The sequence below is a fragment of the Priestia sp. USM5 genome (assembly GCF_058323215.1).
This window is the reverse complement of sequence record NZ_JBSGKN010000001.1, coordinates 781,973-807,900: the sequence shown is the minus strand read 5'-3', so window position 1 is coordinate 807,900 and position 25,928 is coordinate 781,973. Positions and strand designations below refer to the sequence as shown.

Below are 25,928 nucleotides of genomic sequence, written 5' to 3'. Positions count from 1 at the left end.
CAACATATAAGTTGGAGGTTTTTAGTCATGTTTCATTATTTTTTAAAACGATAAGGTACCGTTGTAACGATTACGTTTTTACGGTAAAGCAAATGTGCTTTTAACAGCAGACTGGACTGATTATGAAGGATGTTTTGCCAGCTTTTTTTCGTGATGAACTGCGGAATAACAACCGTAATAGCCATATTATTTTCACGGGCTTTTTCTTCAGCCATATCGATGAATCGAAACAGCGGACGCACAAGACTGCGGTATTGAGAATGAAACGTAACAATACGAATATCAGGCTGCCACTTTTCCCACTTCTCTTCCATTCTCTTTTCGCTTTCTCGGTCAAAAGCAACGTGCACCGCAATAACGGTATCACCAATCGTTCTTGCATAGTTCAATGAATTTTCCACTACCTTTGTCATTCCTGCTACAGGAACAATGACCACACTTCCTTCAAGCTTTCCAATCTTTTCTCCTTGCTTAATACGAAGCTGCTCTCCTACCGCTTCATAATGCGTATGAATGCGATGAAAAATATAAACGATAACCGGTAAGAAAACGAGCACGGACCATACTTGTGAAAACTTCGTTGTAAACAAAATGATTAGCACCGTTAAGGTAATGAGGGCACCAATTAAGTTAATGGTTAGCTTTCCTTGCCAGCCGGCCGGCTTTTCTCTAAGCCATTTGACAATCATGCCTGTTTGAGAAAGCGTAAATGGAATGAACACTCCAACTGCATAAAGAGGAATTAATTGTTCCGTCGCTCCTTTAAAGGCGACAAGTAAGACAATAGAAGCAATTCCAAGGGTCACAATTCCATTTGAATAGCCTAGTCGATCGCCGCGAATTTGAAACATTCTTGGCATGTATTTATCAGACGATAAGTTTACGGCAAGCAAAGGGAAAGCTGAAAAACCTGTATTCGCCGCTAGCACTAAAATCAGAGCTGTGGTACCTTGAATAAAATAATAAAATCCATTTCGTCCAAATACACTCGATGCAATTTGTGATACAACCGTTTCATCTGCTTTTGGAGAAATGCCAAGCCAATAAGCTAAAAACGTGATGCCAGAAAATAAAACGGCTAAAATACCGCCCATCAGCATTAATGTATGAACAGCATTTTTTGCACCTGGATCTTTAAAGTTAGGCACTGCATTTGAAATAGCTTCTACACCAGTCAATGCCGAACAGCCTGACGAAAAAGCTTTTAATAATAAAAATAAACTAATACCTGGCACCACTGTACCGAGAGATGTATGAAGCTCAGGTGACACTTGACCTGTCACTATTTTGAAGAAGCCTACCGCTATTAACAAAATAAGAGCAATGACAAATAAATAAACCGGATAAGCTAATACAGAAGCGGATTCTGTTACACCTCGTAAATTTAAAACCGTAATAAAAATCACCAGTAAACACGCAATCACTACATTATAGTGATGCAGCGTTGGAAAAGCCGAAGTTAAAGCATCGGTTCCTGCTGAAACACTCACGGCAACTGTTAAAATATAATCTACTAACAGTGATCCCCCAGCGATAAGTCCAGGATTTTCTCCTAAATTGGTTTTCGAAACAATATAAGCTCCTCCGCCTTGCGGATACGCATAAATAATTTGACGATATGAAAGAATTAAAGCCGTCAGCAGCACCAATACCCCAATCGCAATTGGAATCGAATACCAATAGGCAAGCACGCCCACTGTTGCAAGGACAATCAAAATCTGTTCTGTTCCATAAGCCACTGAAGATAAGGCATCTGATGATAAAATAGCCAGCGCTTTAAGCTTACTAAGCTTTTGATCGCCTAACTCTTTTGTTTTGAGCGGCTTTCCAATCAATAATCTCTTGAGAACTGAATAGTTCACGTAATTTCCCTCCGATGATTGCTTAGCTAGTATTCACTGTTCGTTGCTAAGCTCCGTTACAAGTTCATGAATAAGTGATATTATCCCTAAAAAATACCTTTTTATGTTAAAAAAGCGCACAAAAAAAACACTAAGGGTTCTCAGCGTTTTTACACAGCTTAAACCTCCTCTCCAAAACGCTTATGGGGTTAGCTGTCGGATTCGGGCTATGAGAGTAGCCCTACCTTTTAAAAAAAGGATTCACCCCAAGTGACAATGCACAAATTTGGGTCCCCCACTTCTGACGAATTAAGCGATAACAGGTCAATATAATTTTCGGTTAAAGAGTATGATCGATAACATGTTTCTTTCATAACTATCCTTTGTTCTTAGATAATATACTCCCGTACAAATGGTTTGTAAAGCATTATTTTACGTAAACGATAAAATAGTGCTTAAGGCGCTTTTAAGGGGAAAACAAAAGGCCTTCTGCCTGCTTACAGAAGACCTGCTTTCTTTAACTTTTTGCTTTTAAAACGGCTGCTAGCTTGTTTTTCGTTTGAGGACCATAAATGCCATCTACATCATAAGGAAGATACACAAGCTGAAAACGTCTGACTGCATCTTTCGTTTGTACTCCATATATTCCGTCTACTGACCCTACTTTAAAATTAACCGCGTTTAATGCTTTTTGAAGCTGTTTCACTGCTTCTCCAGAATCGCCTTGTTTTAAAATTCCATTTGGAAGTGGATATTGTTCAGAAGGTGGAGTTGGTGACGGTGTTGGTGTTGGAGATGGGTTTGGTGAAGTTCCTGAAGGAATAACAATTGTTTTTCCAACCTTTAGGGTTAAAGGATCAGAAAGCCCTGTATTTGCTTCTTGAAGCGCTTGTACTGTTATTCCGTACTTCTGTGCAATACTGTACAGCGTATCTCCTTGCTTGATCGTATACGTTTTTGTACCCGGTTCAGAAGGTGAAGGATTTGGTGTCGGTGTTGGAGATGGAGATGGATTTGGAACTGCACGACGAGGTAAATTTAAATATACGGCAATTCCTTTTGCATACGATTCACCCATGCTTTTTAAAAATGCTTCATTTTGAAGAAGTGCTGCATCTATGCTGTTATCAATAAAGGCAATTTCAGTGAGTACTGCGGGCATATTTGTTAAGCGAAGCACCGCATAATTGGCTGATTTTCGTCCTCGATTCGGATGATTATACGACAGCAGCGCTGGCTGTACTTGGCCATGTACAATTGATTGAAACGCTTTACTGGCATTGCTAGCGCTTCTATAAACATAATCTTCGTATCCTGTTCCTCCACCGGCATTTACGTGAATAGACATAAATGCATCTGCTCCCCACGAGTTAGCTTGAGAAGCTCGCTGAGATAACGATAAAAAAGTATCTGTGGTACGGGTGGTTTTAATCGTAAAGTCACTGTAGGTGCTATTTAAATAGCTTATTAAATATTGTTGAATTTTTAACACTAAGTTTTTTTCATATAGTCCGCTTGCTCCAACTGCTCCTGCATCTGCCCCACCATGTCCTGCATCAAGATAGATTTTTTTCATATTACTTGTCCCTCCTTATTGTTAACATATGCATGAGGGAAAAAAGTGCTACGTATACTAGCCTACTTAGTGAAAAATTACTAAAAAAGGAGATTGAGACATAACGAAATCACTTCAACCTAAAAACGAACAAATGGGATAAATGCGCTAGTATGGATGGCTTGTTACATCGCTGTTGAATTCCGTGCAAGGCTTCGCTTTCCGCGGGGGGCTGGTGAGCCTCCTCGTCGCGTGCGCTCCTGCGGGGTCTCACCTATTCCGCTTTTCCCGCAGGAGTCCCTCCAATCAACTGCTAGAAGCAACTAAATAGATGAAATCTACGTTTACCCTACCAATAAAAAAATCCGCACAATTCATCGTGCGGTTCCCTCCCCCTAACATACTTTTGGTCCAAATTCTATTCTGGTTGATTAAAGTATAGATCAGGAGGGTCTATTATTTATAACATTAGGACCTATTTAAAAAGCAGAACGCCTACAACAATGAGAATAATCCAAATTGGAATGCTTATCAATATCCCTATCACTAAACCTTTAAAGAAATTTCCTTCTTTCATTTTTATTACATTCCTCTCCAACAGTATTTTCTAACGATACTATGATTGGCTGAAAACTCTCTGAAGTTATACTGAAATACAGTGCAGAGTGAACACATAAACAATCTCACTATCTGTTATACACTACTTTTACTTATAGATTCAATGAGACAAAAAGCTCATCCTTTTTGATTCATGTAAACAAATTCTTTCTTGTATGTAACAAAACAATAAAAAAGCTCCCTGTAAATTATATGACAGGCAGCTTTTTTATAAACAAGCTATATTATTCAATTTACGTATGCAGAATGTTATTTATTCATTGTGAAAAACAAAAAAAGTCGGAGAGAACGTACAAACGATCTCTCCGACTTTTAAAAATTAATATTGGCTCATGTATTGGTCACGTTCCCAAGGATGAACTTGTGTACGGAACATATCCCACTCGATTTCTTTCGCTTCAACGAAGTGTTCTGCTAAGTGTTCACCTAATGCAGAAACCATAACTTCATTTGATTGGAAGCTATCTAAAGCTTGAGCTAATGTTGCAGGTAAATCTACGATACCTTCTTCAACACGCTCTTCTTTTGTCATTACATAGATATTACGATCGATAGGTTTTGGAGCTTCAAGATTGTTCTTGATTCCATCTAAACCAGCTTTTAATAGAACAGCCATTGCTAAATATGGGTTAGCAGCCGGGTCTACGCTACGTACTTCAACACGAGTTCCTACGCCGCGAGAAGCTGGGATACGGATTAATGGACTACGGTTGCGAGCAGACCATGCAACATAACAAGGAGCCTCATATCCAGGTACTAGACGCTTATAAGAGTTTACAGTAGGATTTGTTACTGCTGTAAAGCTGTGTGCGTGCTTGATGATACCTGCGATAAATTGACGAGCAGTATCACTTAGCTCTAGATTACCGTTCTCATCATAAAATGCGTTTTGGCCATCTTTGAATAATGAAACGTTACAGTGCATACCTGAACCGTTCACACCAAATAATGGTTTTGGCATAAATGTAGCATGTAAGCCATGTTTACGTGCAATTGTTTTTACAACAAGTTTGAACGTTTGGATATCATCACAAGCTTTTAATGCAGCAGCATATTTGAAGTCGATCTCGTGTTGTCCAGGAGCTACCTCATGGTGAGATGCTTCAATTTCAAAGCCCATTTCTTCAAGCTCTAATACGATGTCACGACGGCAGTTTTCACCAAGGTCAGTTGGCGCTAAGTCGAAGTAGCCACCTTTATCATTTAATTCTAATGTAGGTTCGCCTTTTTCGTCTAATTTGAATAAGAAGAACTCTGGCTCAGGTCCAAGGTTAAAATCAGTAAATCCTAACTCTTCCATCTCTTTTAACACACGTTTTAAGTTATTACGTGGATCGCCATCAAACGGAGTTCTATCTGCATTGTAGATGTCACAAATAAAACGTGCTACTTTACCTTTTTCAGATGTCCAAGGGAAAATAACAAATGTATCAATATCCGGGAATAGGTACATATCTGATTCTTCAATACGTACAAACCCTTCAATAGAAGAACCGTCAAACATCATTTTGTTGTCTAACGCTTTTTCTAATTGACTTACTGGAATTTCAACGTTTTTAATTGTTCCTAAAATGTCAGTGAACTGAAGACGAATATACTTTACATTCTCTTCTTGAACTTTGCGGAAAATATCTTCTTTTGTGTACTTTGCCATCGTGTGATCCTCCCCTAAATCTCTATATAATATTTATAATCTATACCCCTCATATACGAACGGCATAAATATTGATAACTTTATTAATGAAAGAACCTGGACATATCTCCTTGATTTAAAGTTGCTCGATTAAAACGGCCTGCTTGCATAAGTTCTGCACGAAGCATTTTTCGCAACTCATCGTCCGTTAATTCTGGCTTTGCTGTTTCTGCCACAACTTTTTCTTCTTGCTTATGCCCTTTTTGCTCCTTTTGAAGATGAAACAGCTGTTTTACACCTGCTAAGTTTACACCTTGTTCGATTAGATCGCGGATTTCAAGCAGCTTATCAACATCGTTAAATGAGAATAGTCGTCGATTTCCCTCTGTTCTTACCGGTGCAACTAATTCATGTTCTTCATAGTAGCGAATTTGGCGAGCAGACAACTCAGTTAACTGCATCACAATTCCAATCGGGAAAAGTGGCGTATTTCTTCGAATGTTGTCACTCATTTCAGTTCCTCCTTTGGATTAACTATTTACATTGTATGCTATGTTAGTTCACCTGTCAACCGAATGTTAGTAATTCTAACATAAATTTTTCTGAACATTTTTTCTATACAAATAAATAGCACTTCGTTTATTTTTATAGCTTATTTTTTCCTTCTTAACGGGGAGAAATAATCTTTCTATCTTATAAAAGTTCTTTTGTCAGTAATTGATCTACCGCCATGCATATTGCTACTTTTACATGAGCATACGTTAATCCGCCCTGCACGTAAGCGACATAAGGCGGCCTGATAGGACCATCTGCCGTAAGTTCGAGGCTCGCTCCTTGTATAAACGTTCCTGCTGCCATAATCACATCATCTTCATACCCTGGCATATAAGCAGGATACGCCGTTACGTGTGAATTAATTGGCGAAGCGAATTGAATTGCCTGACAAAAAGCCACCATTTTATCGCGGTCATCAAACTGAACGGATTGAATTAAATCTGTTCGTTCACTGTCCCACTTCGGTTCACTTTGCATACCAAGCTCTTCAAACATAGCGGATGAGAAAACCGCTCCTTTTAAGGCTTGACCTACTACATGCGGCGCCAAGAAGAACCCTTGATACATTTCTTGCAAGCTATACAGCGTCGCTCCAGCTTCTGCACCGATTCCAGGAGTTGTCATTCGGTATGAACAAGCTTCCACTAGGTCTTTTCGTCCTGCAATATAGCCACCGATTTTAGCGAGACCTCCACCAGGGTTCTTAATAAGCGACCCCGCCATCAAATCTGCTCCTACATGCGTTGGCTCGATTGTTTCTACAAATTCACCGTAGCAGTTGTCAACAAATACAACAACGTCAGGCTTAATGCTCTTTACAAACGAAATCATTTCTTTTATTTGAGCGACTGTAAAAGAAGGACGAATGCCGTACCCTTTTGAACGCTGAATGCCTATCATCTTTGTATGCTCATGAATAGACGCTTTCACTTCTTCAAAATCCACTTGACCTTCCTCAGTTAAATCTACTGATTTATAGCTAATGTTATATTCTTTTAAAGAACCTACACCGCTTCCTCGTATGCCAACGATTTCTTCAAGCGTGTCATAAGGCTTTCCGGTTATATATAATAGTTCATCTCCAGGACGCAGTACACCAAACAGCGAAATGCCGATTGCATGCGTGCCTGAAATAATTTGCGGACGCACTAGACATGCTTCTGTTCCAAAAACGTCCGCATATACTTTCTCCAACGTATCGCGGCCTAGATCGTCGTAGCCATACCCCGTTGTCGGATTAAAATGTGAATCACTCACTCGGTTTTGCTGAAAGCTTTGCAGCACTCGAAATTGATTTGCTTCAATACGCTCGTCAATTTTCTCATGTACGGGCTTAATCTGCTTTTCTACTTTTGCAGCAAGTTCCCGAATGCGTGCCCCGTTTTTTAACTGATCAAACATCATTTCTTTGTTCCTCAACTTTCTTCAAGCGTTTGTAGCTTTTTGTAAAGGGGATGCTCTTTTGCAATATACCCTTTGCACTGATACTTCTCAGTTTCTTCATTGAACTTTAACGACTCAAGAATAGAGACCGTTTTTAGTTCAGCAAGCATTTTTCCTTCATAAGCCGGCAGCAGCACATGAAAAAACGCCATTTCTTTTTTCATTTCTTCTTGAATTCTTTCCCCAAGCTTCACTAAATCCGTAGCTTTAAAAGCGCTCATTGATAACGATGTTGAAGCGGATGGGACAAATAGTTCATGCTGCATATCTTCTTTATTGTAAACTGTCAGCATCGGAATGTCCGTTACGTTAAGCTCTTCTAGTAAGCGATGCACTGTTTTTTCGTGGTTGTTGTAATCTGGATTAGATGAATCTACCACGTGCAGAACAAGGTCAGCTTCAGTTACTTCTTCAAGTGTTGAACGGAACGCGGCTACTAACGTTGTTGGAAGATCTTGAATAAATCCAACCGTATCCGTTAACAGCGTGGTTAATCCTGACGGAAGCGTATACTGTCTTGTCGTTGGATCAAGAGTTGCAAACAGCTGATTTTCTTCAAAAATACCAGCTTCGGTTAAGCGGTTAAAGATCGTCGATTTACCAGCGTTCGTATAGCCCACAATTGCAATTTGATAGACATGATTACGCTTACGTCTTTCTCGATAACGTTCGCGGTGACTTACCACTGTCTTTAACTGACGCTTAATTTCATCAATTTTACGGCGAATATGTCTGCGGTCACTTTCAAGTTTCGTTTCACCAGGACCTCTTGTTCCAATTCCGCCTCCAAGACGCGACAAAGCGGTACCTTGTCCTACTAACCTAGGCAGCAGATAATTTAATTGAGCAAGTTCCACCTGCATTTTTCCTTCTCGCGTTTGAGCACGCTGTGCGAAGATATCCAAAATCAGCTGCGTGCGGTCAATAACACGCGCAGATAACCCTGCTGACAAATTGCGGATTTGACTCGGTGACAATTCATCATTAAATACAATTAAATCAGGCTCTAACTCTTCTTCAAGAGCCACAAGTTCTTCTACTTTCCCTTTTCCAATATAAGTAGCTGGATGAATGCGATCGCGCTTTTGCGTTAACCTTACCAGCACTTCGCCTTTTGCAGTCTCAGTTAAAGATGCTAGCTCATCCATTGAATATTCAAAACGTTCGTCATCGTCATGAAGCTGACATCCGACTAAAATTACGCGTTCAAGTTCAGTATTCATTTCTGCTGTCAAAGATTTTTCCTTCCCTTACTATTAAATTGACAAATCATTCATATCATATCAAAAAAATCTCCATTTCTCCATCTTTGCAAAAGAGACAGAATACATTGTCTTTTACTAGTTTAACACCCTTTTTAAAATCTATAAAACGATGATTAAAAAAACATTGAAATATCACGAAATTCTGTATACAATTTGAATTGGTTTACTTATCGAAATTTGAATCAGGCTGCCTGATTTTAAAATAATAGTCGCTACTTGGTGAAAACAGAATAAAGGGGATAGCATCATGACTTGGGACGTACTTAGCATTATTGGAACGATTGCTTTTGCAATCAGCGGAGCTTTCATTGCCATGGAAGAGGAATATGATATTTTAGGCGTTTACATACTCGGAATCGTAACGGCTTTTGGCGGAGGAGCCATTCGAAACCTGCTTATCGGTGTACCGGTGTCTGCCCTTTGGGAACAAGGACTCTTTTTTCAAATTGCTTTATTATCTATCACTGCCACTTTTTTATTTCCAAACAATATCTTAAAACATTGGAAGCGATGGGGAAATTTTTCGGACGCCATTGGCCTTGCAGCATTCGCGATTCAAGGAGCGCTTTATGCCACTCATATGAACCATCCGCTTAGCGCGGTTATTGTAGCTGCGGTCTTAACAGGAAGCGGCGGGGGGATTATCCGAGATTTATTAGCACGCCGAAAGCCTACTGTTCTTAAAGATGAAATTTATGCCGTATGGGCGATTATCGCAGGATTTAGCGTAGGGCTCCATATTACAAACACGCCTGTAGAACTTTATACGTTATTTATCTTGCTTGTAGGCCTTCGGATGTGTTCATACATTTACAAATGGCGCCTGCCGATTAAAACGATTCGACAACCAAATATGTAGAAAAAAGCCTTTCATGACGAAAGGCTTTTTTTCACAGCTGAATATCGCTTGACGTTAAAGTTAAAAGCTCGTTACGTTCAAAGCTTTCTTCTTCTAAAAGCCTCATGGATTGAGTACGTATGGAACGTTCAATAATGTTTCGCACATATCGACCGTTACTAAAATCCCTAGGCGTCTGATTGTACTTCACGTCCATAAAATGATCTTTTAGCTTTTTATAGGCCTCTGTACTAAACTGATACTGCCTGTCATTCATCATGTGACCCGCAATGTCCATCAGTTCATTAACATCATAATCCGGAAAATCAAAAATAAACGGAAACCTAGAGCGCAGTCCTGGATTAAGACTTAAGAAATTTTCCATTTCTCTTGGATAACCAGCTAAAATCAATACAAACTTATCATTTGAATCTTCCATATGTTTGACCAATGTATCAATCGCTTCTTTTCCAAAATCTTTTTCTCCCCCTCTTGCAAGAGAATAAGCCTCATCGATAAATAAAATACCTCCAAGCGCTTTTTTTACAAGATCTCTCGTTTTCTGAGCGGTATGACCAATGTATTCTCCAACTAAATCTGCACGCTCTGCTTCAATTAAATGTCCTTTAGACAAGATGTTCATATTCAAAAATAATTTACCCAGCAGGCGGGCTACCGTCGTTTTCCCTGTTCCTGGATTTCCTTTAAACATCATATGCAGCGCCTGCTTTCCCGCTTTTAAGCCCTGTTCCTCTCTTTTTTTGTTAATATATAGCCACGCATATATTTCTTTTATCATTTTTTTCAATTCTTCCATTCCAACCAGTCCGCTCATTTCTCGTTCAATTTCCCGAAGCGGCTCATGATTTATCACAGCTTTTTTGGCAGGACGCGGAATTGATGTCGTATACGATTTTTCCTTTTTTGTTTCATTATTTAAAATGATATTAATTTGCCCATTATTTTTAAGAGTTATCGGCTGTTCCACCATGTTCACCTCTCGTTTCATCCCACTTCTCTGTATCGCATAGCTGCATGCGATGAACGATACGAAGACAATGATCTCTTATTACCGAAGAAATAATCGTCTATTATAAGGTTTATGTTCAATGAGTAAAAACAATGTTAAGAAACTTTTCTAAGCCTTTATTTACATAAAAAAAGCATCCGAATATGCGGATGCTTCTCTTTAATCTCTATTCAAGTTCTACTGTAATATTTTTATTTGGTACAAATGTCGAAATCGCATGTTTATAAATCAGCTGCTGTTTTCCTTCAGATTCAATTAGCACAGTAAAATTATCAAATCCTTTAATTAGTCCTCTTAATTGAAAACCATTTAAAAGAAATACCGTCACATAGATATTTTCTTTACGTAATTGATTTAAAAATTGATCTTGAATATTAACTGATTGTTTCATTATTCGGCCTCCTCGTTTCTCTATCTGTTTACTTAATTCGCTTCTTTCTTCAGCTTTCCTGCAATATATGTAAAAATTTCAGCAAACTTTTCGGGAAATTTGTCAACTTCCATCTCTATCCATTTTACAGGCATTTTATTTCGAAACCATGTTAACTGACGCTTTGCATATCTGCGTGAATTTTGTTTCAACTGTTCAACGGCTTCTTCGAGCGTACAGCGTCCCTCAAAATAAGCATAAAGCTCTTTGTAGCCGATAGCTTGAATTGATTGTACATCATGCAGACCACTTTCGTACAATGATTTGACTTCCTCAAGCAGTCCAGCCTGCATCATCATATCGACTCGGTGATTAATTCTCTCATATAATACGTCTCGATCCATTGTAAGTCCAATAATGGTTACATCGTATAATAACTCTTGCGACTGTTCTTTTGTATAGTCACTGAATTTTTTGCCGGTTACTTCATAAACTTCAAGCGCTCGAATTACACGGCGATGGTTATTTTTATGAATAGCAGCCGCACTGTCTGGGTCAATTTCTTTGAGCTTCTCATACAGGGGATCAATGCCATGAGCTTTAATAAATACTTCCATTCGTTCACGAACTTTTTCATCACTAGGCGTTTCTGTGAACTGATAATCATAAATAACGGATTGAATATAAAGACCCGTCCCTCCAACAATCATCGGCATTTTTCCTTTAGCATGAATATCATCGATTTGTTTTCTTACAATCTCTTGAAATTCTGCCACAGAAAACGATTCATCCGGCTCCTTAATATCGATCAGGTAATGGGGAACACCCTGCATCTCTTCTTCTGACACCTTTGCTGTTCCGATATCCATCCCTTTATAAATTTGCATCGAATCACCTGAAATAATTTCTCCGTCTAACTGTTTGGCAAGTTCAATGCTTAATTTTGTTTTACCAACCGCAGTTGGTCCAATAATGACAATAAGTTTTGGTTTCTCTCCCGTCATAACAACACTACTTTCATCTATAGGCATTCACATCATTCCATTTTATCCAAATGGTCATGATTTATTCAACAAAACGGCTAGCTGCAGCTAGCCGCATTGCCTACATCACTCGCTTAAACATTTTTTCCATTTCATACGTCGAATGATGAATAATAATTGGTCGTCCGTGCGGACACGTAAATGGATCCGTTGTTTTTCTTAACGTTTCAAGTAAAGCAAAAATCTCATCGTTTCGCAAATGATGATTCGCTTTAATCGATCCTTTACAGCTCATCATAATAGCCGCTTCTTCTCGTAACTTCTCGATATTGACTCGTTTCATCGTAAAGATTTGCTGAATCATTTCTTCAATGGTTTCCTGTTCCTCTCCTTTTGGAAACCACTGCGGATGTGAGCGAACGATATAGGAGTTTTGTCCAAACGGTTCTAAAAAGACTCCTACTTCAGCAAGCATGTCTTTGTATTCTTCTAAAATCAAGGCTTCATTTCCCGAGAACTCTAGCGTAAGCGGCATAAGCAGTTCTTGAACTTCTGAATCTACTTCTCCAAGCTTTCGCTTAAAATATTCGTACTTAATTCTCTCCTGCGCCGCGTGCTGATCAATAATAAATAATCCTTTTTCATTTTGTGCCAAAATATACGTTCCGTGCATTTGTCCAATTGGGTACATCGCAGGAACACGCGGTTCTGGCTGCTCTTTGGCTGAACGGTTTGGTTCTGGAATAGGTGCGTTTTCTTCCACCGATTCTTCATAGTGTTCTATTTCTCGAAACGTTGGCTCAAGTTCTTCATCTTGACGTATGACCTCTGTTTTAACAGGCGGCATGATCTCGTCTACACGAGCGGTAGTCTCCTTAAAGCTAGGCTCGCGAACCGTATCAGACGGCTGATAGCCAGACGGTTTAGACTGATGATCAAATGTAAAGGTCTGCTGCTCAGTTGGCTGCACAGCTGATTTTGACTTGGTTGGTACTACAGCATCCGGAATTAACTGCTGCTTTTTAAAAGCAGCTTTTACTCCTTGTTCAATAAGCTCAAACAGCTCCGCTTCTTTACTTAAACGCACTTCTAGTTTCGCTGGATGAACATTCACGTCCACTAACAAAGGGTCCATTGTAATGGTTAAAAACACGATTGGAAAACGGCCGATAGGTAAAAGGGTATGATAGCCCTGCTGTACCGCTTTTAACAACCCGTAGTTTTTAACAAAACGACCGTTAATAATGGTGGACATATAGTTGCGAGAAGCTCGTGTAATTTCAGGAAGAGCAACGTAACCATTCACTTCATAATCAAGAGACTGAACGTTAATCGGAATCATTTTTTTAGCCACTGCCATTCCATAAATAGCTGCAAGCACTTGGCGCACATCTCCGCTTCCGTTCGTATACAGAAGCTGTCTTCCTTGATGCATCAGCCGAATTGAAACTTCAGGATGAGACATCGCAAGGCGATTGACGACATCCGTTACGTTACCAAGCTCCGTGTTTACCGTCTTCATATATTTTAAACGTGCAGGTGTGTTAAAAAATAGGTTTTCAATAACAAGTTCGGTACCTTTTCGGCTTGACGTTAATTCGTGATGAACGATTTCTCCGCCTCTAAGTTTAAGGTGAGTGCCAGCTTCTTCTCCCGTACTCGTTTTGAGTTCAAGCATTGAAACCGAAGCAATACTTGGCAAAGCTTCACCGCGAAATCCTAACGTTCGAATTCGAAATAAATCTTGTTCTGTTTTGATTTTACTTGTCGCATGTCTTTTAAAAGCGGTCAAGCAGTCTTCAGAAGCAATGCCGTCTCCATTATCCAATATACGAATTTTTGAAAGCCCAGCTTCTTCTAGTTCAATTTCAATAACTGTACTGTTTGCATCAATAGCATTTTCGACTAGTTCTTTCACCACCGAAGCAGGTCGTTCAACAACCTCTCCGGCAGCAATTTTATTTGAAAGTTCGTCTGAAAGCTGCACAATTTTACCCACAGACTCACTCCTCTCAATCTATTTCTTTTTTAATGATTTTTGCAGTTCATACATCGCATTCATTGCGTCTAAAGGCGTCATTTCTAAAATATCGAGCTCTTTTAAACGATCGATAATTGCTTTTTCACGTTTTGAAAGCGCAGGCTTTTCTTTTTTCTCTTCTATTTCAAAGAACGAAAGCTGATTGGCTTCATCTGCTTTTTTACGATCTGCACGTTCTTCTTGAACCAAAGAAGCACCTTCTTGTGGAACTTGTTGTGTTATCTCTTCTCTTTTTGGAGCCTGACGTACAGGTTCACGCTCAGAAAATTGTTCTAAATCGTGTAAGATGACGCGAGCTCTCTCCAGAAGCGGATCTGGAAGTTCTGCTAGTTCCGCTACGTGAATACCATAGCTTTTATCTGCGGCACCATCTTTGATTTTGTGTAAAAAGACGACTTTCCCATTTTTTTCAACCGCGCTTACATGAACATTTTTAAGCGCAGGAAGCGACTCATCGAGTACGGTTAATTCATGATAATGAGTAGAAAATAGTGTCTTACAGCCAATATGTTCATGAACGTATTCAATAATTGCTTGAGCAAGAGCCATTCCGTCATACGTAGACGTGCCCCGTCCAATTTCATCTAACAGGATCAGACTCGACTGAGTGGCATTTGTCACTGCATTCTTCGTTTCTAGCATCTCGACCATAAACGTACTTTGGCCTGAAATTAAGTCATCAGCCGCTCCGATACGTGTAAACACTTGATCAAAAATCGGCAGAACCGCTTCGTCAGCTGGCACAAAACAGCCAATTTGAGCTAATATCGCCGTTAAAGCGACCTGACGCATGTACGTACTTTTACCAGACATATTTGGTCCTGTAATCAGTAAAATTGAACTATCATCCGTCATTTGACAGTCGTTTGGCACATATTCCTGCGAATTCATTACTTTTTCTACTACTGGATGGCGTCCATTTTGAATCGAAATGTCTTCACTTGAAAAAATAGGCTTCGTGTAATGACGTTCTTCACTGATTTTTGCAAAGCACTGCAGTACGTCAAGCTCACTTACTTTTTTAGCAAGTTCTTGCAGCCTTGGAATATATGCTTTTACTTCTTCACGAATTTGTAAAAACAATTCATATTCCAGCTCTACAATTTTCTCTTCCGCTTCTAAAATCAGCGCTTCTTTTTCTTTCAGCTCAGGCGTAATAAAACGTTCTGCATTGGTTAACGTCTGTTTTCGTTCATACATTCCTTCAGGCAAAAGATGCAGATTTGCCCGCGTTACTTCTATATAATAGCCGAACACGCGATTATAACCAATTTTCAGTGAGCGAATCCCTGTTTTCTCCCGCTCTTGCTGTTCAAGTGACGCAATCCACGTTTTTCCGTTTCGGCTTGCATCTCGGTATTGATCAAGCTGTTCATGATAGCCGTCATTAATAATGTCTCCTTCTTTAATTGACAAAGGAGGGTGCTCTTTTAATCCTCTTTCAAGAAGATTAGCTAATCGCTCACAAGGATCAATGTCTTCAACAAGCTTTGTGGCATAAGGATGATTCAAACGATTCACAACCTCTTGAATATGAGGCACATTTTGCAATGATTTTTTTAATTGAATTAAATCACGAGCATTTACATTCCCAAAAGCTACTCGACCAGCTAAGCGTTCTAAATCATATACGTCTTTTAGCAACTCACGCAGTTCTTCTCGTTCAAAAAACTGTTTCATTAAGACATCTACCATATTCAAACGATTATCAATATCCGCTTGTTTTAAAAGCGGACGGTCAATCCAATTTTTTAATAAACGGCCGCCCATTGCCGTAACGGTCTGGTCTAATAGCCATAGAAGCGAGCCTTTCTTTCCTTTTGAACGAATCGTTTCGGTTAACTCTAGGTTTCGCTTAGAGAACAAATCAATTTTCATATATTCATTGATTTGATAAAACTGCACGGGCTGTAAGTGCTCAAGCGAACGCTTCTGCGTGCGAGTTAAATACTGAAGAATACGCGCAAACGTTGTAATAAGCTTTTGCTGCTGAAGCGACTCTACTAAATAATCTAGTCCTTCTACTTGATCTGTACTATTCTCATAAGAAATGGTAATCGTCATGCGCTCTTTTAGTGTTTGTAATAAGTCAGCAGGAAACTCAGAGCTTACAACGACTTCTTTTGCTTCTTTTGCATAAATTTCTGAGACGATATCGTGAAACGAACTAACAAGCGTTACGCTGTTTTCTCCTGTAGACAAATCAGAAAGAGCAAGACCAAACGTTTGATCCTCGAACGCAGTAACAGAACAAATATAGTTATTTTCCTTTTCATGCAGTCCGCGTTCGTTCATCAGTGTTCCGGGTGAAATCACCTGCACCACTTCTCGCTTTACAACACCTTTTGCATGCTTAGGGTCTTCTACCTGCTCACAAATAGCTACTTTAAATCCCTTTTCAATTAAACGCTCGATATACGTAGGAGCAGAGTGATACGGAACCCCGCACATCGGAATTCGCTCTTGTCCTCCTCCGTCTCGACTTGTTAATGTTATTTCAAGTTCTTGAGAAGCTGTCGTAGCATCTTCAAAGAACATTTCATAAAAATCACCTAATCTAAAAAATAAAAAGGCATCTTGATACTCTGCCTTAATTCTCAAATATTGCTGTATCATTGGCGTATACGCTGCCATACTATTCCTCCATACCACATCTAGTTGTGCGTTTTTGCTACACGTATTATAACATAAGTCTTTCTTAAACTTAATTTATTCAAATAGAACAATCTTCAATTTCTTTTCATCAAACAAATAAAAAAGCTTCGGACGAAGGAAGAAGCTTGTCCGAAGCTTTTCATTATTTACTGCTGTTCAAATGACTATGCTTACGTCCGTATAAGAAGTAAACCACTAGCCCTAGTACAAGCCAAATTACGAAACTAATCCATGTTAACTTTGGAAGCTGAAGTGCTAAGTATAAACAGAACACAAAAGCTAAAATTGGAATCACCGGCACGAACGGTACGCGGAAACCAGTCGATTCTGAAGTTTGTTTTGATTTACGTAAATATAAAATTCCAATTGATACAGTCATGAAAGCAAAAAGAGTACCGATATTTGTTAACTCTGCTAATCTTCCTAATGGTACTAAACCAGAGAAGATAGATACTAGTAAACATGTAATCCACGTATTTACTACTGGCGTTTGTTTTTTCTCACTGATTTTTGAAAAAGGCTTCGGCAATAGACCATCTCGACTGATCGCATAAAATAAACGAGTTTGTCCATACATCATAACGAGTAATACCGTTGTAATACCAACAATTGCACCTAATGAAATAAATCCTGCTACCCAGTCTTGATTAATGTAGCTTAAAGCAAATGCTACAGGGTTTTTAACATTTAATTCAGTATAAGGGACGATTCCTGTTAAGATAAGCGATACGACGATATAAAGGACTGTACAAATCGCAAGAGATGCGATGATTCCAATTGGCATATCTCGCTGAGGCTTACGTACTTCCTCGGCCGCTGTTGCTACAGCATCAAATCCAATGTAGGCGAAGAATACAGTTGCTGCTCCTGTCGCTACTCCCGAGAAACCAAACGGCATAAACGGCGTCCAGTTTTCTGGCTTAACATAGCTAACTCCTACCCCGATAAACAGAAGTACAACAGCCAGTTTAATAATAACCATGATAGCATTAAAACGTGAAGATTTTTTTACTCCTTGTGTTAAAAGCAAGGTAATTAAGAAAACAATCATAATTGCTGGAATATCAACGTACGTGCCGTTTGCAGGATTGTATGCACTTGTTAAAGCTTTTGGAAAATGTATGCCAAACCCTGCTAACAATCCTTGGAAATATCCCGACCATCCGCTCGCTACAGCAGAAGAAGCAAGACCGTATTCCAAGATAAGATCCCACCCTAAAATCCAAGCGATTAATTCACCAAATGTTGCATAACTGTAAGTGTATGCACTTCCTGAAACGGGAACTGTTGAGGCAAACTCCGCATAACAAAGAGCTGCAAACACACACGCAAGTCCTGACATAATGAAAGATATAACTAAAGCTGGACCGGCATGTTCAGCGGCGGCTACGCCCGTTAATACAAAAATTCCGGTTCCGATAATGGCTCCAATTCCTAACATTGTTAAATCGAAAGCACCTAAATCCTTTTTTAATTTAACACCTTTAGAGTTGGTTTCACTAATTAACGTTTGAATTGATTTTTTACGAAATAAGCTCATAGTAAACCCCCAAAAAATACTTATCTGATATAACTAAATTTTCTGAAAATTAATGCATTATTTTCTTTAGATTTACTATACACTGCGCATTCGACAAAAAGCAATATATTTTTTTATTTTTATAAGAATTTTCTTAAAATAGTAAAAATAAAAAAACTAGGAAGAACTTCTTCCTAGTTACTCATCGTCTCCTAATATAAAATCAGGATCTAAATCTTCAAATTCATCGTCATCTACGTCTAAATCAAACTCGTCTTCATCATCGCAGCCTTTCGGATTTACTGCAACACAAACCTTGGTTTCGCCAATCACTTCCGCCAACAATTCTCTCTCTACTTGAACAATCGTTTTATTGCCATTTGGTGAAATTGTGCACTCTAGGCAATTTGGCTGCTGCAGCACGCGAACAATTACTTCGTAATCGTCTCCAATCGAATCTTCGTCTTTATAGCGCAGCTTAATATTATCTTTGTATGATACGGTTTCCGTCCAAACTTCGGTTTTTGTATTATTATTGTACGAATACCAGATGTTAATATCATATCTGCCGTCAACTTCTACATTGCTGCCGCTTTTCTTTGCTTTGTACTCATGGTTAATCACCCAGCATCCTAAGATGCTTGTTGGTCGATTTTTCGGTGCAAGCGTATGAGACGATTGTGTAAACTTGCGACCTTTACCTACGACTGCTTTTGTAATAATTTCTCTATAGTGTTGTGACATGTGAGCATACCCTCCTCAAACTATCTTCATTTCATCCTATGCAGGCTCATTCACTTGTTTGCACATTATTTTTAAGAAACTAGGTTTAAGGCATAAAAAACCTATGTTCCATTGTATGCAAGGATATAGAAAAACGTGACAATTATTAGAGAGAAAATCTGCCCAATTTTCATGCCACATAATGCACACGTGATGCACAAAAAAATGCCTCAGCAATTTGCTAAGGCATTTTTTCTTTATGAGCAGCTAGATCCAGGGCTGTTTCGCACCTGTGAACCTGTTTCACCACGCAGTAAATCACCATCTGTTGACACAATAATTTCATCTGTTACTGTGTTTGAAATAGTGTTAGCGACAAGTTGAAGCAAATCATTCACGTTTATTTGAGACTCTTGAAACTGCTGAATAATCGGCAGTTCATCCAGCTCTTCCTGTAAACGATCGATTTTTGCCTCCACTTGTTTTAACGCTTCTGTTTTACCATAATGTTGGAAATTAACAGCTTGTTTTTGCAAACTTTTAATGCTTGCAATGGTTTCACGCACTTTTTGATTTTCGTTAAGCTGAGCTTCGGCACGCTTGAAGAAATCTACTTCTTCCGTTTCAGCAATCATTTTTGCCAGCTCTTGAGCACGTTTAATTACGTCACTCTTGTTATACTGCGCCATATTACTTCACCTCTGCTGTTTCTTCTACCATTTCCCCGTTTAATGTCCATGTTTTGGCTTTTGTAACTTTTACTTTTACAAGTTGCCCAATCACTGACTTAGGTGCTTTGAAGTTTACAAGCTTACTTTTTTCCGTGTAGCCTGCTAATACTTCCGGATTATTTTTACTTTCACCTTCTACTAATACTTCGACAACTTTACCTTCATATTCCTTCAATTTCTTTGCAGAAATTTCATTTACAAGAGCATTTAAACGCTGAAGACGCTCTTTTTTCACTTCCATTGGTACGTTGTCTTGCATCTTAGCAGCCGGCGTACCTTCACGAGGTGAATAAATAAACGTATAAGCACTATCAAATTCAACCTCACGATATAGCGACATTGTTTCTTCAAACTGCTCATCCGTTTCATTTGGGAAACCAACAATAATATCAGTTGTTAATGATGCCGTTGGAATGGCTTCTTTAATTTTACGAACAAGCTCTAAATAATGTTCACGAGAATATTTTCGTGCCATAATTTTTAAGATATCACTGCTTCCTGATTGAACAGGCAAGTGAATGTGATCGACAAGATTTCCACCTTTAGCAAGAACTTCAATTAAACGGTCATCAAAGTCACGAGGATGACTTGTTGTAAAACGGATACGAGCAACGTCAATTTTACGGATTTCGTCCATTAAGTCGCCTAAGCCGTACGTCATGTCTTCAAAATCTTTTCCGTATGCATTAACGTTTTGGCCTAGAAGCGTAATTTCTTTGTAGCCTTGAGCAGCTAAATGACGTACTTCTTGGATAATATCTTCTGGACGGCGGCTTCGTTCTTTTCCTCGCGTATACGGAACGATACAGTACGTACAGAACTTGTCACAGCCGTACATGATGTTAACCCATGCTTTGACGCTGCCTTTACGTGCTCTTGGAAGGTTTTCAATAACGTCCCCTTCTTTAGACCATACTTCAATCACCATTTCTTTTGCTAAGTATGCTTCGTTCAAAATGTGAGGCAAACGGTGAATGTTATGTGTACCAAAAATCATATCCACGTGCTGATGTTTTTGTAAAATTTTATTTACAACTGACTCTTCTTGAGACATACATCCGCAGACGCCGATTAATAGCTCAGGACGCTCGCGCTTTAAGGCCTTCAAGTGTCCTAATTCACCAAACACTTTATTTTCCGCATTTTCACGGATCGCACACGTATTCAATAAAATAACATGAGCATCTTCAACAGAGTCAGTCGGCTCGTAGCCAAGGCCTAGAAAAATACCAGCCATTACTTCTGTATCGTGCTCATTCATTTGACAGCCGTACGTACGGATATAAAACTTACGTCCCTGTCCCATTCCATGAAACTGTTCATCGATTGCAAAATCGTTGTGATAGGAAACTTCTTCTTTTCCTCGTTTTTTCGCATCTTTTAAAGAAGGTGGCATGTATACTGTTTGAAAATATTTGCTGTAATCCTTTTCGGATTTTTTGTCCGCTGGATTAACTTGGTTGCTTTCTAAACGTTGTTTTTCGTTCATAAAAAAATCTCCTTTCGCCATGACAATTGTCACGTTGCACCTGTAAATCGCAAAAAAATGTGACAGCCTTATGCTTATGCATAAAACTCATCACATTAACATAGTATATAACTTTCAAGTAGCGAACACAATCATATACCTATTTTCTATACCTATCACTATGAAAAAATCCGAACGAGCTGGATTCTCCATTAAGAATCTCAATTTACCGTTCGGATTTTCCCTCTACTAAACTGCTTTTATTGCAGCCTCTTTTACATAAATTCAGCCACTAGCTCATCAAATTTTTCCTCAGTCATACCTAAGTCTGCTTTTGACAGCGGCTCTTCACTATAGCCGTGAACAAGCTGCTGATACGACGGCTGATGCGCATTTTGATAAATAAGCCCTGTTACTAAGCCATTATGCTCCATTAACGTCTGCATAGCTTGCATACGATTGTTTGCATCATAACCTTCAATTGTGCTAAGACTAGTTAGGTTTTCTTTAAACCAATCATACGTGTTCACTTTGTTATACGTTACGCACGGGCTAAATACGTTAATTAAAGAAAAACCTTTATGCTGAATGCCTTGTTCAATTAAGCTTGTTAACTCTTTTAAATTCGTTGAAAAGCTTTGCGCTACAAACGTTGCCCCGGAAGTTAACGCCAGCTCCATGACAGATAAAGACGACTCAATTGATCCTTCAGGCGTACTTTTTGTCTTGAATCCTACTTCACTGCGAGGAGATGTTTGTCCTTTTGTTAAACCATAGATTTGGTTATCCATTACGATATACGTTACATCGATGTTTCGGCGAATCGCATGTACCGTGTGTCCCATACCGATAGCAAACCCATCTCCATCACCGCCAGATGCGATAACGGTTAAATCACGATTAGCCATTTTTACACCTTGAGCGATTGGAAGCGCACGTCCGTGAATACCGTGAAAACCATATGAATTAATATAACCAGAGATACGTCCAGAGCATCCAATACCTGAAATAACAGCAAGCTCATGAGGTTCTAAACCTACGTTAGCAGATGCGCGTTGAATGGCTGCTTGTACGGAGAAATCTCCACACCCCGGACACCAGTTAGGTTTTACACTGTTACGAAAATCTTTAAACGTTGCCATTTAACACAAACATCTCCTTACTTTTTGCGTATACTTCTTGCGGAAGAAATGGATTTCCATCGTACTTCAATACGCTTTGAATTTTATCATGACTTGCGATATTCATTTTTAAAATATTAGCAAGCTGTCCAGTAGCATTGTTTTCAACGACAACTACTTTTTTAGCTCCTTGCACGTAAGGAAGCAGTTCGTCAACTGGGAAAGGATGAATTAAACGAATGTGAGCGTGATTTACTTTTATACCGTCCTGTTCCAAACGTTCCATTGCCTCTTCAATAACTCCACGCGTCGAATTAAATCCAACAAATAAAATATCAGACTCTTTTTCATGAGAGTGAACATGAATTGGCGTATTAAAACGAATTCCTTTTGTTTTACGAAGACGCTTATTCATTTGATCATCGCGGTTCACCGGAGATTCAGATGGCTTTCCTGTCTCATCATGTTCTACTCCCGTTACGTGATGAATGCCATGCTTCATTCCTGGAATGACGCGTGGTGATACGCCGTCTTCTGTTACGCGGTAGCGCTTGTAGTATTGTTTTTCTTCCAACTCTTCTAGCTCTCCTTGCTGAAGCTTGCCGCGGCGGATTTCAACGCGGTTATAGTCAAGCGGTTCTACCGACTGTTTCCCAAGTGAAAGCTGTAAATCCGTTAGCATAATAACTGGACACTGATATTCTTCTGCTAAGTTAAACGCTTCAATCGTATCGTAGAATGCTTCTTCAACCGTACTTGGCGCCATGACGATCTTCGGAATTTCACCGTGCGTACCGTAAATCATAGCCATTAAGTCAGACTGTTCTTGCTTAGTTGGAAGCCCTGTACTTGGACCGCCGCGCTGCGTATCAATAATCACAACAGGCTGCTCAGTGATGCCCGCTAATCCAATCGACTCCATCATTAATGATAGACCAGGTCCAGCTGATGCTGTCAGCGCACGTACGCCTGCATAGTTAGCTCCGATAGCCATCGTACATGCTGCGATTTCATCTTCTGTTTGAATAACAGTTCCACCGAATTGAGGAAGCTTTTTAATTAAGTATTCCATGATTTCTGAAGCAGGGGTAATTGGATATGCTGGCATAAAACGAGCCCCACCGGCTAAAGCACCTAGTGCAATCGCATCGTTTCCAATCATAAACATACGTTTTTTACCATCCGCTGGATCTAGTTTCATTGTTTCTAATTGTTCGCCTAGCTGTTCACGAATGTAATCTGCACCTTTTTTAATAGCTTCCATGTTTTTTTGTACAACTTTTTGGCCCTTTTTACCGAAGATTTCAAGCACTACTTCTTCAAATACTTCTGTGTCAATATGAAGCACAGCACTTGAAGCGCCTACAGCAACCATGTTCTTCATTAGCGACGTTCCTAGTTCCGTTGCAATTTCTGTAAACGGAACAGCGTATAGCGTAGCAGTTGTACATGTTTCGGGCAGACTTGGGTTGAATTTCGCATCTGCAATTACAACGCCTCCTACGCGCAGCTCATGGACGTTTACATCGATTGTTTCCTGATCGAACGCAACTAAAATATCCAAATCATCTGACACAGATCGAACCTGAGTTGTACTCACTCGGATCTTATTATTTGTATGTCCACCTTTGATACGAGAAGAAAAATGACGATAGCCGTATAAGTAATAACCTAATCGATTTAAAGCGGTTGAAAAGATTTCTCCCGTACTTTCGATTCCCTCACCCTGCTGTCCGCCAACTTTCCATGAAAGTTGCTGTACCATAAATCAACGCCACTCCTTTAATTGCTCTTAATATAGAAATCTATTTTATTGATAAAAACTGAAAAAAGTAAATTAGCAAACGATTTCATTTGCTTCTGCATTTCACGAACAAAAATCATCCGCAAAACTCCCACAGCACCTTGTCGCTGTGCAGGATACGTTTCTGCGTGAACAGCTCCATAATCCGTTTTCAATTTTATTCCGATTGCCAGAAAAATGCAACCCTTTCCATTGAATTCTCAATCGTTTTAATTATATTTATATTTAATGAATAAGATGAAGTTTTTTAATGATCTTTTCTGCCTTCACATGAGGTATTATTATATAAATAACTTCTATAAAAAGAGCTTTCCCAAAAAGAAAAAGCTCTTTTTTTATTAGTTGCATACACGATCGGCAAAGTTTTGAAACAGAAAACGTTTTACCTGCTCCTCAGTGTAATACTTAAGGAGTTCTTCAATTAAATTCGTATACTGTTCATATCTTCCGAGACGATAAACCGTTTTGTCAATGCCGTCAAAGTCTGAGCCAAAACCAACGGAGTATTCGCCTCCTCTTTCACATATGTAATCAAGATGACGGATCACATCCGCTATGTGCGCTTTGGCAGAACTCGTTAAAAATTCAGGGACAAACGTAATACCAATCACGCCGTTGCGCTTTATTAAAGCATGAATTTGATCGTCTCTTAAATTCCGGGGATGAGAACACAATACGTGTGAATTGGAATGAGTAGCCACTACATATTGTGCTAGCTCAATCACATCCCAAAAACCTCTTACTGATAAATGAGAGACATCCGTCCATACTTTATGTTCATTATTCAATTCAACAACTTCTCTTCCAAAAGACGATAACCCCGCGCCTCGAGGTTCTAAAATACCATCACATACAGCATTGCTGTAATTCCATGTCAAGCCTACTGAACGTACACCCAGTGAAAAAAGTGTCTTTAAGCGAACTAAACTTGTATCAATGACATCGCACCCTTCAAGCGTCAGCATGGCTCCAAGTTCACCTTTTTTCAAGCTATCTATATCGTGCTTTGAACGAACCCATTTTACACCGGGAAGCGATAAAATATGACTCTGAAACAGCTGAATCATTTCTAACGCAACATCAAAGCGCTGAGCTGCCGGAACCACTTCTGGAATATAAATAGCGAATAGCTGAACTTTCCCTTTTGCTTTTTTTATGCCTTCTAACGTAACATGCAGCGCTGAATCATATGTAAAAGATAAACGTTTATTTAACCAGAGCTTCATTAATACATCACAATGAGCATCAAATATCACAACCAACACCCCTTTAGCTCTATACAAAAAGGACCTGTTTGGCTTCTATGCTTTACAGGTCCGTGGTTTTTATAATTATCGCGGCTCTACAATTAATTTAATGGCTGTTCGCTCTTCTCCATCAATTTGAATATCTGTAAAAGCTGGGATGCAGATTAAATCAACCCCACTTGGTGCAACGAACCCTCTTGCGATTGCTACAGCTTTTACTGCTTGATTAAGTGCCCCGGCCCCAATGGCTTGAATTTCTGCTGCGCCGCGTTCGCGCAGCACGCCTGCTAAGGCACCAGCAACTGAATTTGGATTAGACTTTGCTGAAACTTTTAATATTTCCATATCTAGCTCCTCCTTATTCTTTACAATGTATGATGAGAGATCATTAGACCAATGACTTAATTGATTTCAATGTTACTATATTCACGATATGTCAAACGTATTCCTGCTTGTTTTTCCTAAATATTCAAAAACTTATATTTCTA

At 39.2% G+C, this 25,928-nt stretch carries 21 protein-coding genes and 1 riboswitch; of the genes, 1 reads left to right on the top strand and 20 read right to left on the bottom strand.

Features of this window, described 5'->3' with window-relative positions; all coding sequences use genetic code 11:
* Positions 1–35 precede the first annotated feature (35 nt).
* From ACWATA_RS04130 to hflX, 6 genes are all read right to left on the bottom strand, one after another.
* Positions 36–1,862, bottom strand: coding sequence for an APC family permease (locus ACWATA_RS04130; RefSeq protein ID WP_028411372.1), 1,827 nt, complete (start codon positions 1,860–1,862; stop codon positions 36–38).
* 162 nt (positions 1,863–2,024) lie between these two features.
* Positions 2,025–2,167: riboswitch (cyclic di-AMP (ydaO/yuaA leader) on the bottom strand.
* Positions 2,168–2,358: 191 nt separating this feature from the next.
* Positions 2,359–3,417 carry an N-acetylmuramoyl-L-alanine amidase gene (locus tag ACWATA_RS04125; RefSeq protein ID WP_473049584.1) on the bottom strand — a complete coding sequence of 353 codons (1,059 nt, stop codon included), beginning with the start codon at positions 3,415–3,417 and terminating at the stop codon, positions 2,359–2,361.
* Positions 3,418–4,333: 916 nt separating this feature from the next.
* On the bottom strand, positions 4,334–5,668 hold the full coding sequence (gene glnA / locus ACWATA_RS04120; protein WP_013084732.1) for a type I glutamate--ammonia ligase: 1,335 nt from the start codon (positions 5,666–5,668) through the stop codon (positions 4,334–4,336).
* Between the two features lie 83 nt (positions 5,669–5,751).
* The gene (locus ACWATA_RS04115) at positions 5,752–6,159 is read right to left on the bottom strand and encodes a MerR family transcriptional regulator (protein WP_014458504.1); all 408 of its coding nucleotides are present in this window, start codon (positions 6,157–6,159) and stop codon (positions 5,752–5,754) included.
* A gap of 181 nt (positions 6,160–6,340) precedes the next feature.
* Complete coding sequence (locus ACWATA_RS04110) at positions 6,341–7,603, bottom strand: methionine gamma-lyase family protein (protein ID WP_033579808.1); 1,263 nt, start codon at positions 7,601–7,603, stop codon at positions 6,341–6,343.
* A 14-nt stretch (positions 7,604–7,617) separates the two neighbouring features.
* Positions 7,618–8,880, bottom strand: a complete 1,263-nt coding sequence (gene hflX / locus ACWATA_RS04105; protein WP_080968623.1) for a GTPase HflX — start codon at positions 8,878–8,880, stop codon at positions 7,618–7,620.
* Positions 8,881–9,157: 277 nt separating this feature from the next.
* On the opposite strand from hflX, the gene ACWATA_RS04100 reads away from it, so the two are divergent.
* Positions 9,158–9,769, top strand: a complete 612-nt coding sequence (locus tag ACWATA_RS04100; protein WP_013058789.1) for a trimeric intracellular cation channel family protein — start codon at positions 9,158–9,160, stop codon at positions 9,767–9,769.
* A gap of 31 nt (positions 9,770–9,800) precedes the next feature.
* Here ACWATA_RS04100 and spoVK read toward each other — a convergent pair whose 3' ends face one another.
* The 14 genes from spoVK to spoVS form a co-directional block, all read right to left on the bottom strand.
* Positions 9,801–10,757, bottom strand: a complete 957-nt coding sequence (gene spoVK / locus ACWATA_RS04095; protein WP_016765353.1) for a stage V sporulation protein K — start codon at positions 10,755–10,757, stop codon at positions 9,801–9,803.
* Positions 10,758–10,944: 187 nt separating this feature from the next.
* Positions 10,945–11,169 carry an RNA chaperone Hfq gene (gene hfq / locus ACWATA_RS04090; protein WP_013058791.1) on the bottom strand — a complete coding sequence of 75 codons (225 nt, stop codon included), beginning with the start codon at positions 11,167–11,169 and terminating at the stop codon, positions 10,945–10,947.
* A gap of 32 nt (positions 11,170–11,201) precedes the next feature.
* Entirely contained in the window at positions 11,202–12,152 is a 951-nt protein-coding gene (gene miaA, locus ACWATA_RS04085) for a tRNA (adenosine(37)-N6)-dimethylallyltransferase MiaA (protein ID WP_098112974.1), read from the bottom strand.
* A gap of 100 nt (positions 12,153–12,252) precedes the next feature.
* Positions 12,253–14,130: a DNA mismatch repair endonuclease MutL gene (gene mutL, locus ACWATA_RS04080; protein ID WP_028411376.1), complete on the bottom strand. Its 1,878-nt coding sequence runs from the start codon at positions 14,128–14,130 to the stop codon at positions 12,253–12,255.
* 18 nt (positions 14,131–14,148) lie between these two features.
* Positions 14,149–16,806 (bottom strand): DNA mismatch repair protein MutS, encoded by a 2,658-nt coding sequence (gene mutS / locus ACWATA_RS04075; protein WP_028411377.1) that lies wholly within the window; start codon positions 16,804–16,806, stop codon positions 14,149–14,151.
* 163 nt (positions 16,807–16,969) lie between these two features.
* Positions 16,970–18,367, bottom strand: a complete 1,398-nt coding sequence (bcaP, locus tag ACWATA_RS04070; protein WP_063248600.1) for a branched-chain amino acid transporter BcaP — start codon at positions 18,365–18,367, stop codon at positions 16,970–16,972.
* Between the two features lie 177 nt (positions 18,368–18,544).
* A complete protein-coding gene (locus ACWATA_RS04065; protein ID WP_013058796.1) occupies positions 18,545–19,090 on the bottom strand; it encodes an outer spore coat protein CotE in 546 nt (181 codons plus the stop codon).
* A gap of 236 nt (positions 19,091–19,326) precedes the next feature.
* Positions 19,327–19,758, bottom strand: coding sequence for a YlbF/YmcA family competence regulator (locus tag ACWATA_RS04060; protein WP_013058797.1), 432 nt, complete (start codon positions 19,756–19,758; stop codon positions 19,327–19,329).
* Between the two features lies 1 nt (position 19,759).
* A complete protein-coding gene (gene miaB, locus ACWATA_RS04055) occupies positions 19,760–21,289 on the bottom strand; it encodes a tRNA (N6-isopentenyl adenosine(37)-C2)-methylthiotransferase MiaB (RefSeq protein ID WP_025601388.1) in 1,530 nt (509 codons plus the stop codon).
* 254 nt (positions 21,290–21,543) lie between these two features.
* Complete coding sequence (locus ACWATA_RS04050) at positions 21,544–22,410, bottom strand: 2-oxoacid:ferredoxin oxidoreductase subunit beta (protein ID WP_013058799.1); 867 nt, start codon at positions 22,408–22,410, stop codon at positions 21,544–21,546.
* Complete coding sequence (locus ACWATA_RS04045) at positions 22,397–24,154, bottom strand: 2-oxoacid:acceptor oxidoreductase subunit alpha (protein ID WP_473049582.1); 1,758 nt, start codon at positions 24,152–24,154, stop codon at positions 22,397–22,399. The genes ACWATA_RS04050 and ACWATA_RS04045 overlap by 14 nt, the downstream gene beginning before the upstream one ends.
* 17 nt (positions 24,155–24,171) lie before the next feature.
* Complete coding sequence (locus tag ACWATA_RS04040) at positions 24,172–24,348, bottom strand: hypothetical protein (protein WP_155017479.1); 177 nt, start codon at positions 24,346–24,348, stop codon at positions 24,172–24,174.
* 183 nt (positions 24,349–24,531) lie between these two features.
* Positions 24,532–25,449 (bottom strand): dipeptidase, encoded by a 918-nt coding sequence (locus tag ACWATA_RS04035; RefSeq protein ID WP_473049581.1) that lies wholly within the window; start codon positions 25,447–25,449, stop codon positions 24,532–24,534.
* A gap of 75 nt (positions 25,450–25,524) precedes the next feature.
* Entirely contained in the window at positions 25,525–25,785 is a 261-nt protein-coding gene (spoVS, locus tag ACWATA_RS04030) for a stage V sporulation protein SpoVS (RefSeq protein WP_003181955.1), read from the bottom strand.
* Positions 25,786–25,928: the final 143 nt, after the last annotated feature.

What these genes read in the sequence shown, in the direction of transcription:
- spoVK (WP_016765353.1), bottom strand. Translation starts at nt 10,757, where the DNA reads ATGAAACGAGAGGTGAACATGGTGGAACAGCCGATAACTCTTAAAAAT.
- mutS (WP_028411377.1), bottom strand. Translation starts at nt 16,806, where the DNA reads ATGGCAGCGTATACGCCAATGATACAGCAATATTTGAGAATTAAGGCA.
- ACWATA_RS04100 (WP_013058789.1), top strand. Translation starts at nt 9,158, where the DNA reads ATGACTTGGGACGTACTTAGCATTATTGGAACGATTGCTTTTGCAATC.
- spoVS (WP_003181955.1), bottom strand. Translation starts at nt 25,785, where the DNA reads ATGGAAATATTAAAAGTTTCAGCAAAGTCTAATCCAAATTCAGTTGCT.
- ACWATA_RS04125 (WP_473049584.1), bottom strand. Translation starts at nt 3,417, where the DNA reads ATGAAAAAAATCTATCTTGATGCAGGACATGGTGGGGCAGATGCAGGA.
- ACWATA_RS04060 (WP_013058797.1), bottom strand. Translation starts at nt 19,758, where the DNA reads ATGGCGCAGTATAACAAGAGTGACGTAATTAAACGTGCTCAAGAGCTG.
- ACWATA_RS04065 (WP_013058796.1), bottom strand. Translation starts at nt 19,090, where the DNA reads ATGTCACAACACTATAGAGAAATTATTACAAAAGCAGTCGTAGGTAAA.
- ACWATA_RS04045 (WP_473049582.1), bottom strand. Translation starts at nt 24,154, where the DNA reads ATGGTACAGCAACTTTCATGGAAAGTTGGCGGACAGCAGGGTGAGGGA.
- ACWATA_RS04050 (WP_013058799.1), bottom strand. Translation starts at nt 22,410, where the DNA reads ATGGCAACGTTTAAAGATTTTCGTAACAGTGTAAAACCTAACTGGTGT.
- miaB (WP_025601388.1), bottom strand. Translation starts at nt 21,289, where the DNA reads ATGAACGAAAAACAACGTTTAGAAAGCAACCAAGTTAATCCAGCGGAC.
- hfq (WP_013058791.1), bottom strand. Translation starts at nt 11,169, where the DNA reads ATGAAACAATCAGTTAATATTCAAGATCAATTTTTAAATCAATTACGT.
- ACWATA_RS04115 (WP_014458504.1), bottom strand. Translation starts at nt 6,159, where the DNA reads ATGAGTGACAACATTCGAAGAAATACGCCACTTTTCCCGATTGGAATT.
- ACWATA_RS04110 (WP_033579808.1), bottom strand. Translation starts at nt 7,603, where the DNA reads ATGTTTGATCAGTTAAAAAACGGGGCACGCATTCGGGAACTTGCTGCA.
- bcaP (WP_063248600.1), bottom strand. Translation starts at nt 18,367, where the DNA reads ATGAGCTTATTTCGTAAAAAATCAATTCAAACGTTAATTAGTGAAACC.
- miaA (WP_098112974.1), bottom strand. Translation starts at nt 12,152, where the DNA reads ATGACGGGAGAGAAACCAAAACTTATTGTCATTATTGGACCAACTGCG.
- glnA (WP_013084732.1), bottom strand. Translation starts at nt 5,668, where the DNA reads ATGGCAAAGTACACAAAAGAAGATATTTTCCGCAAAGTTCAAGAAGAG.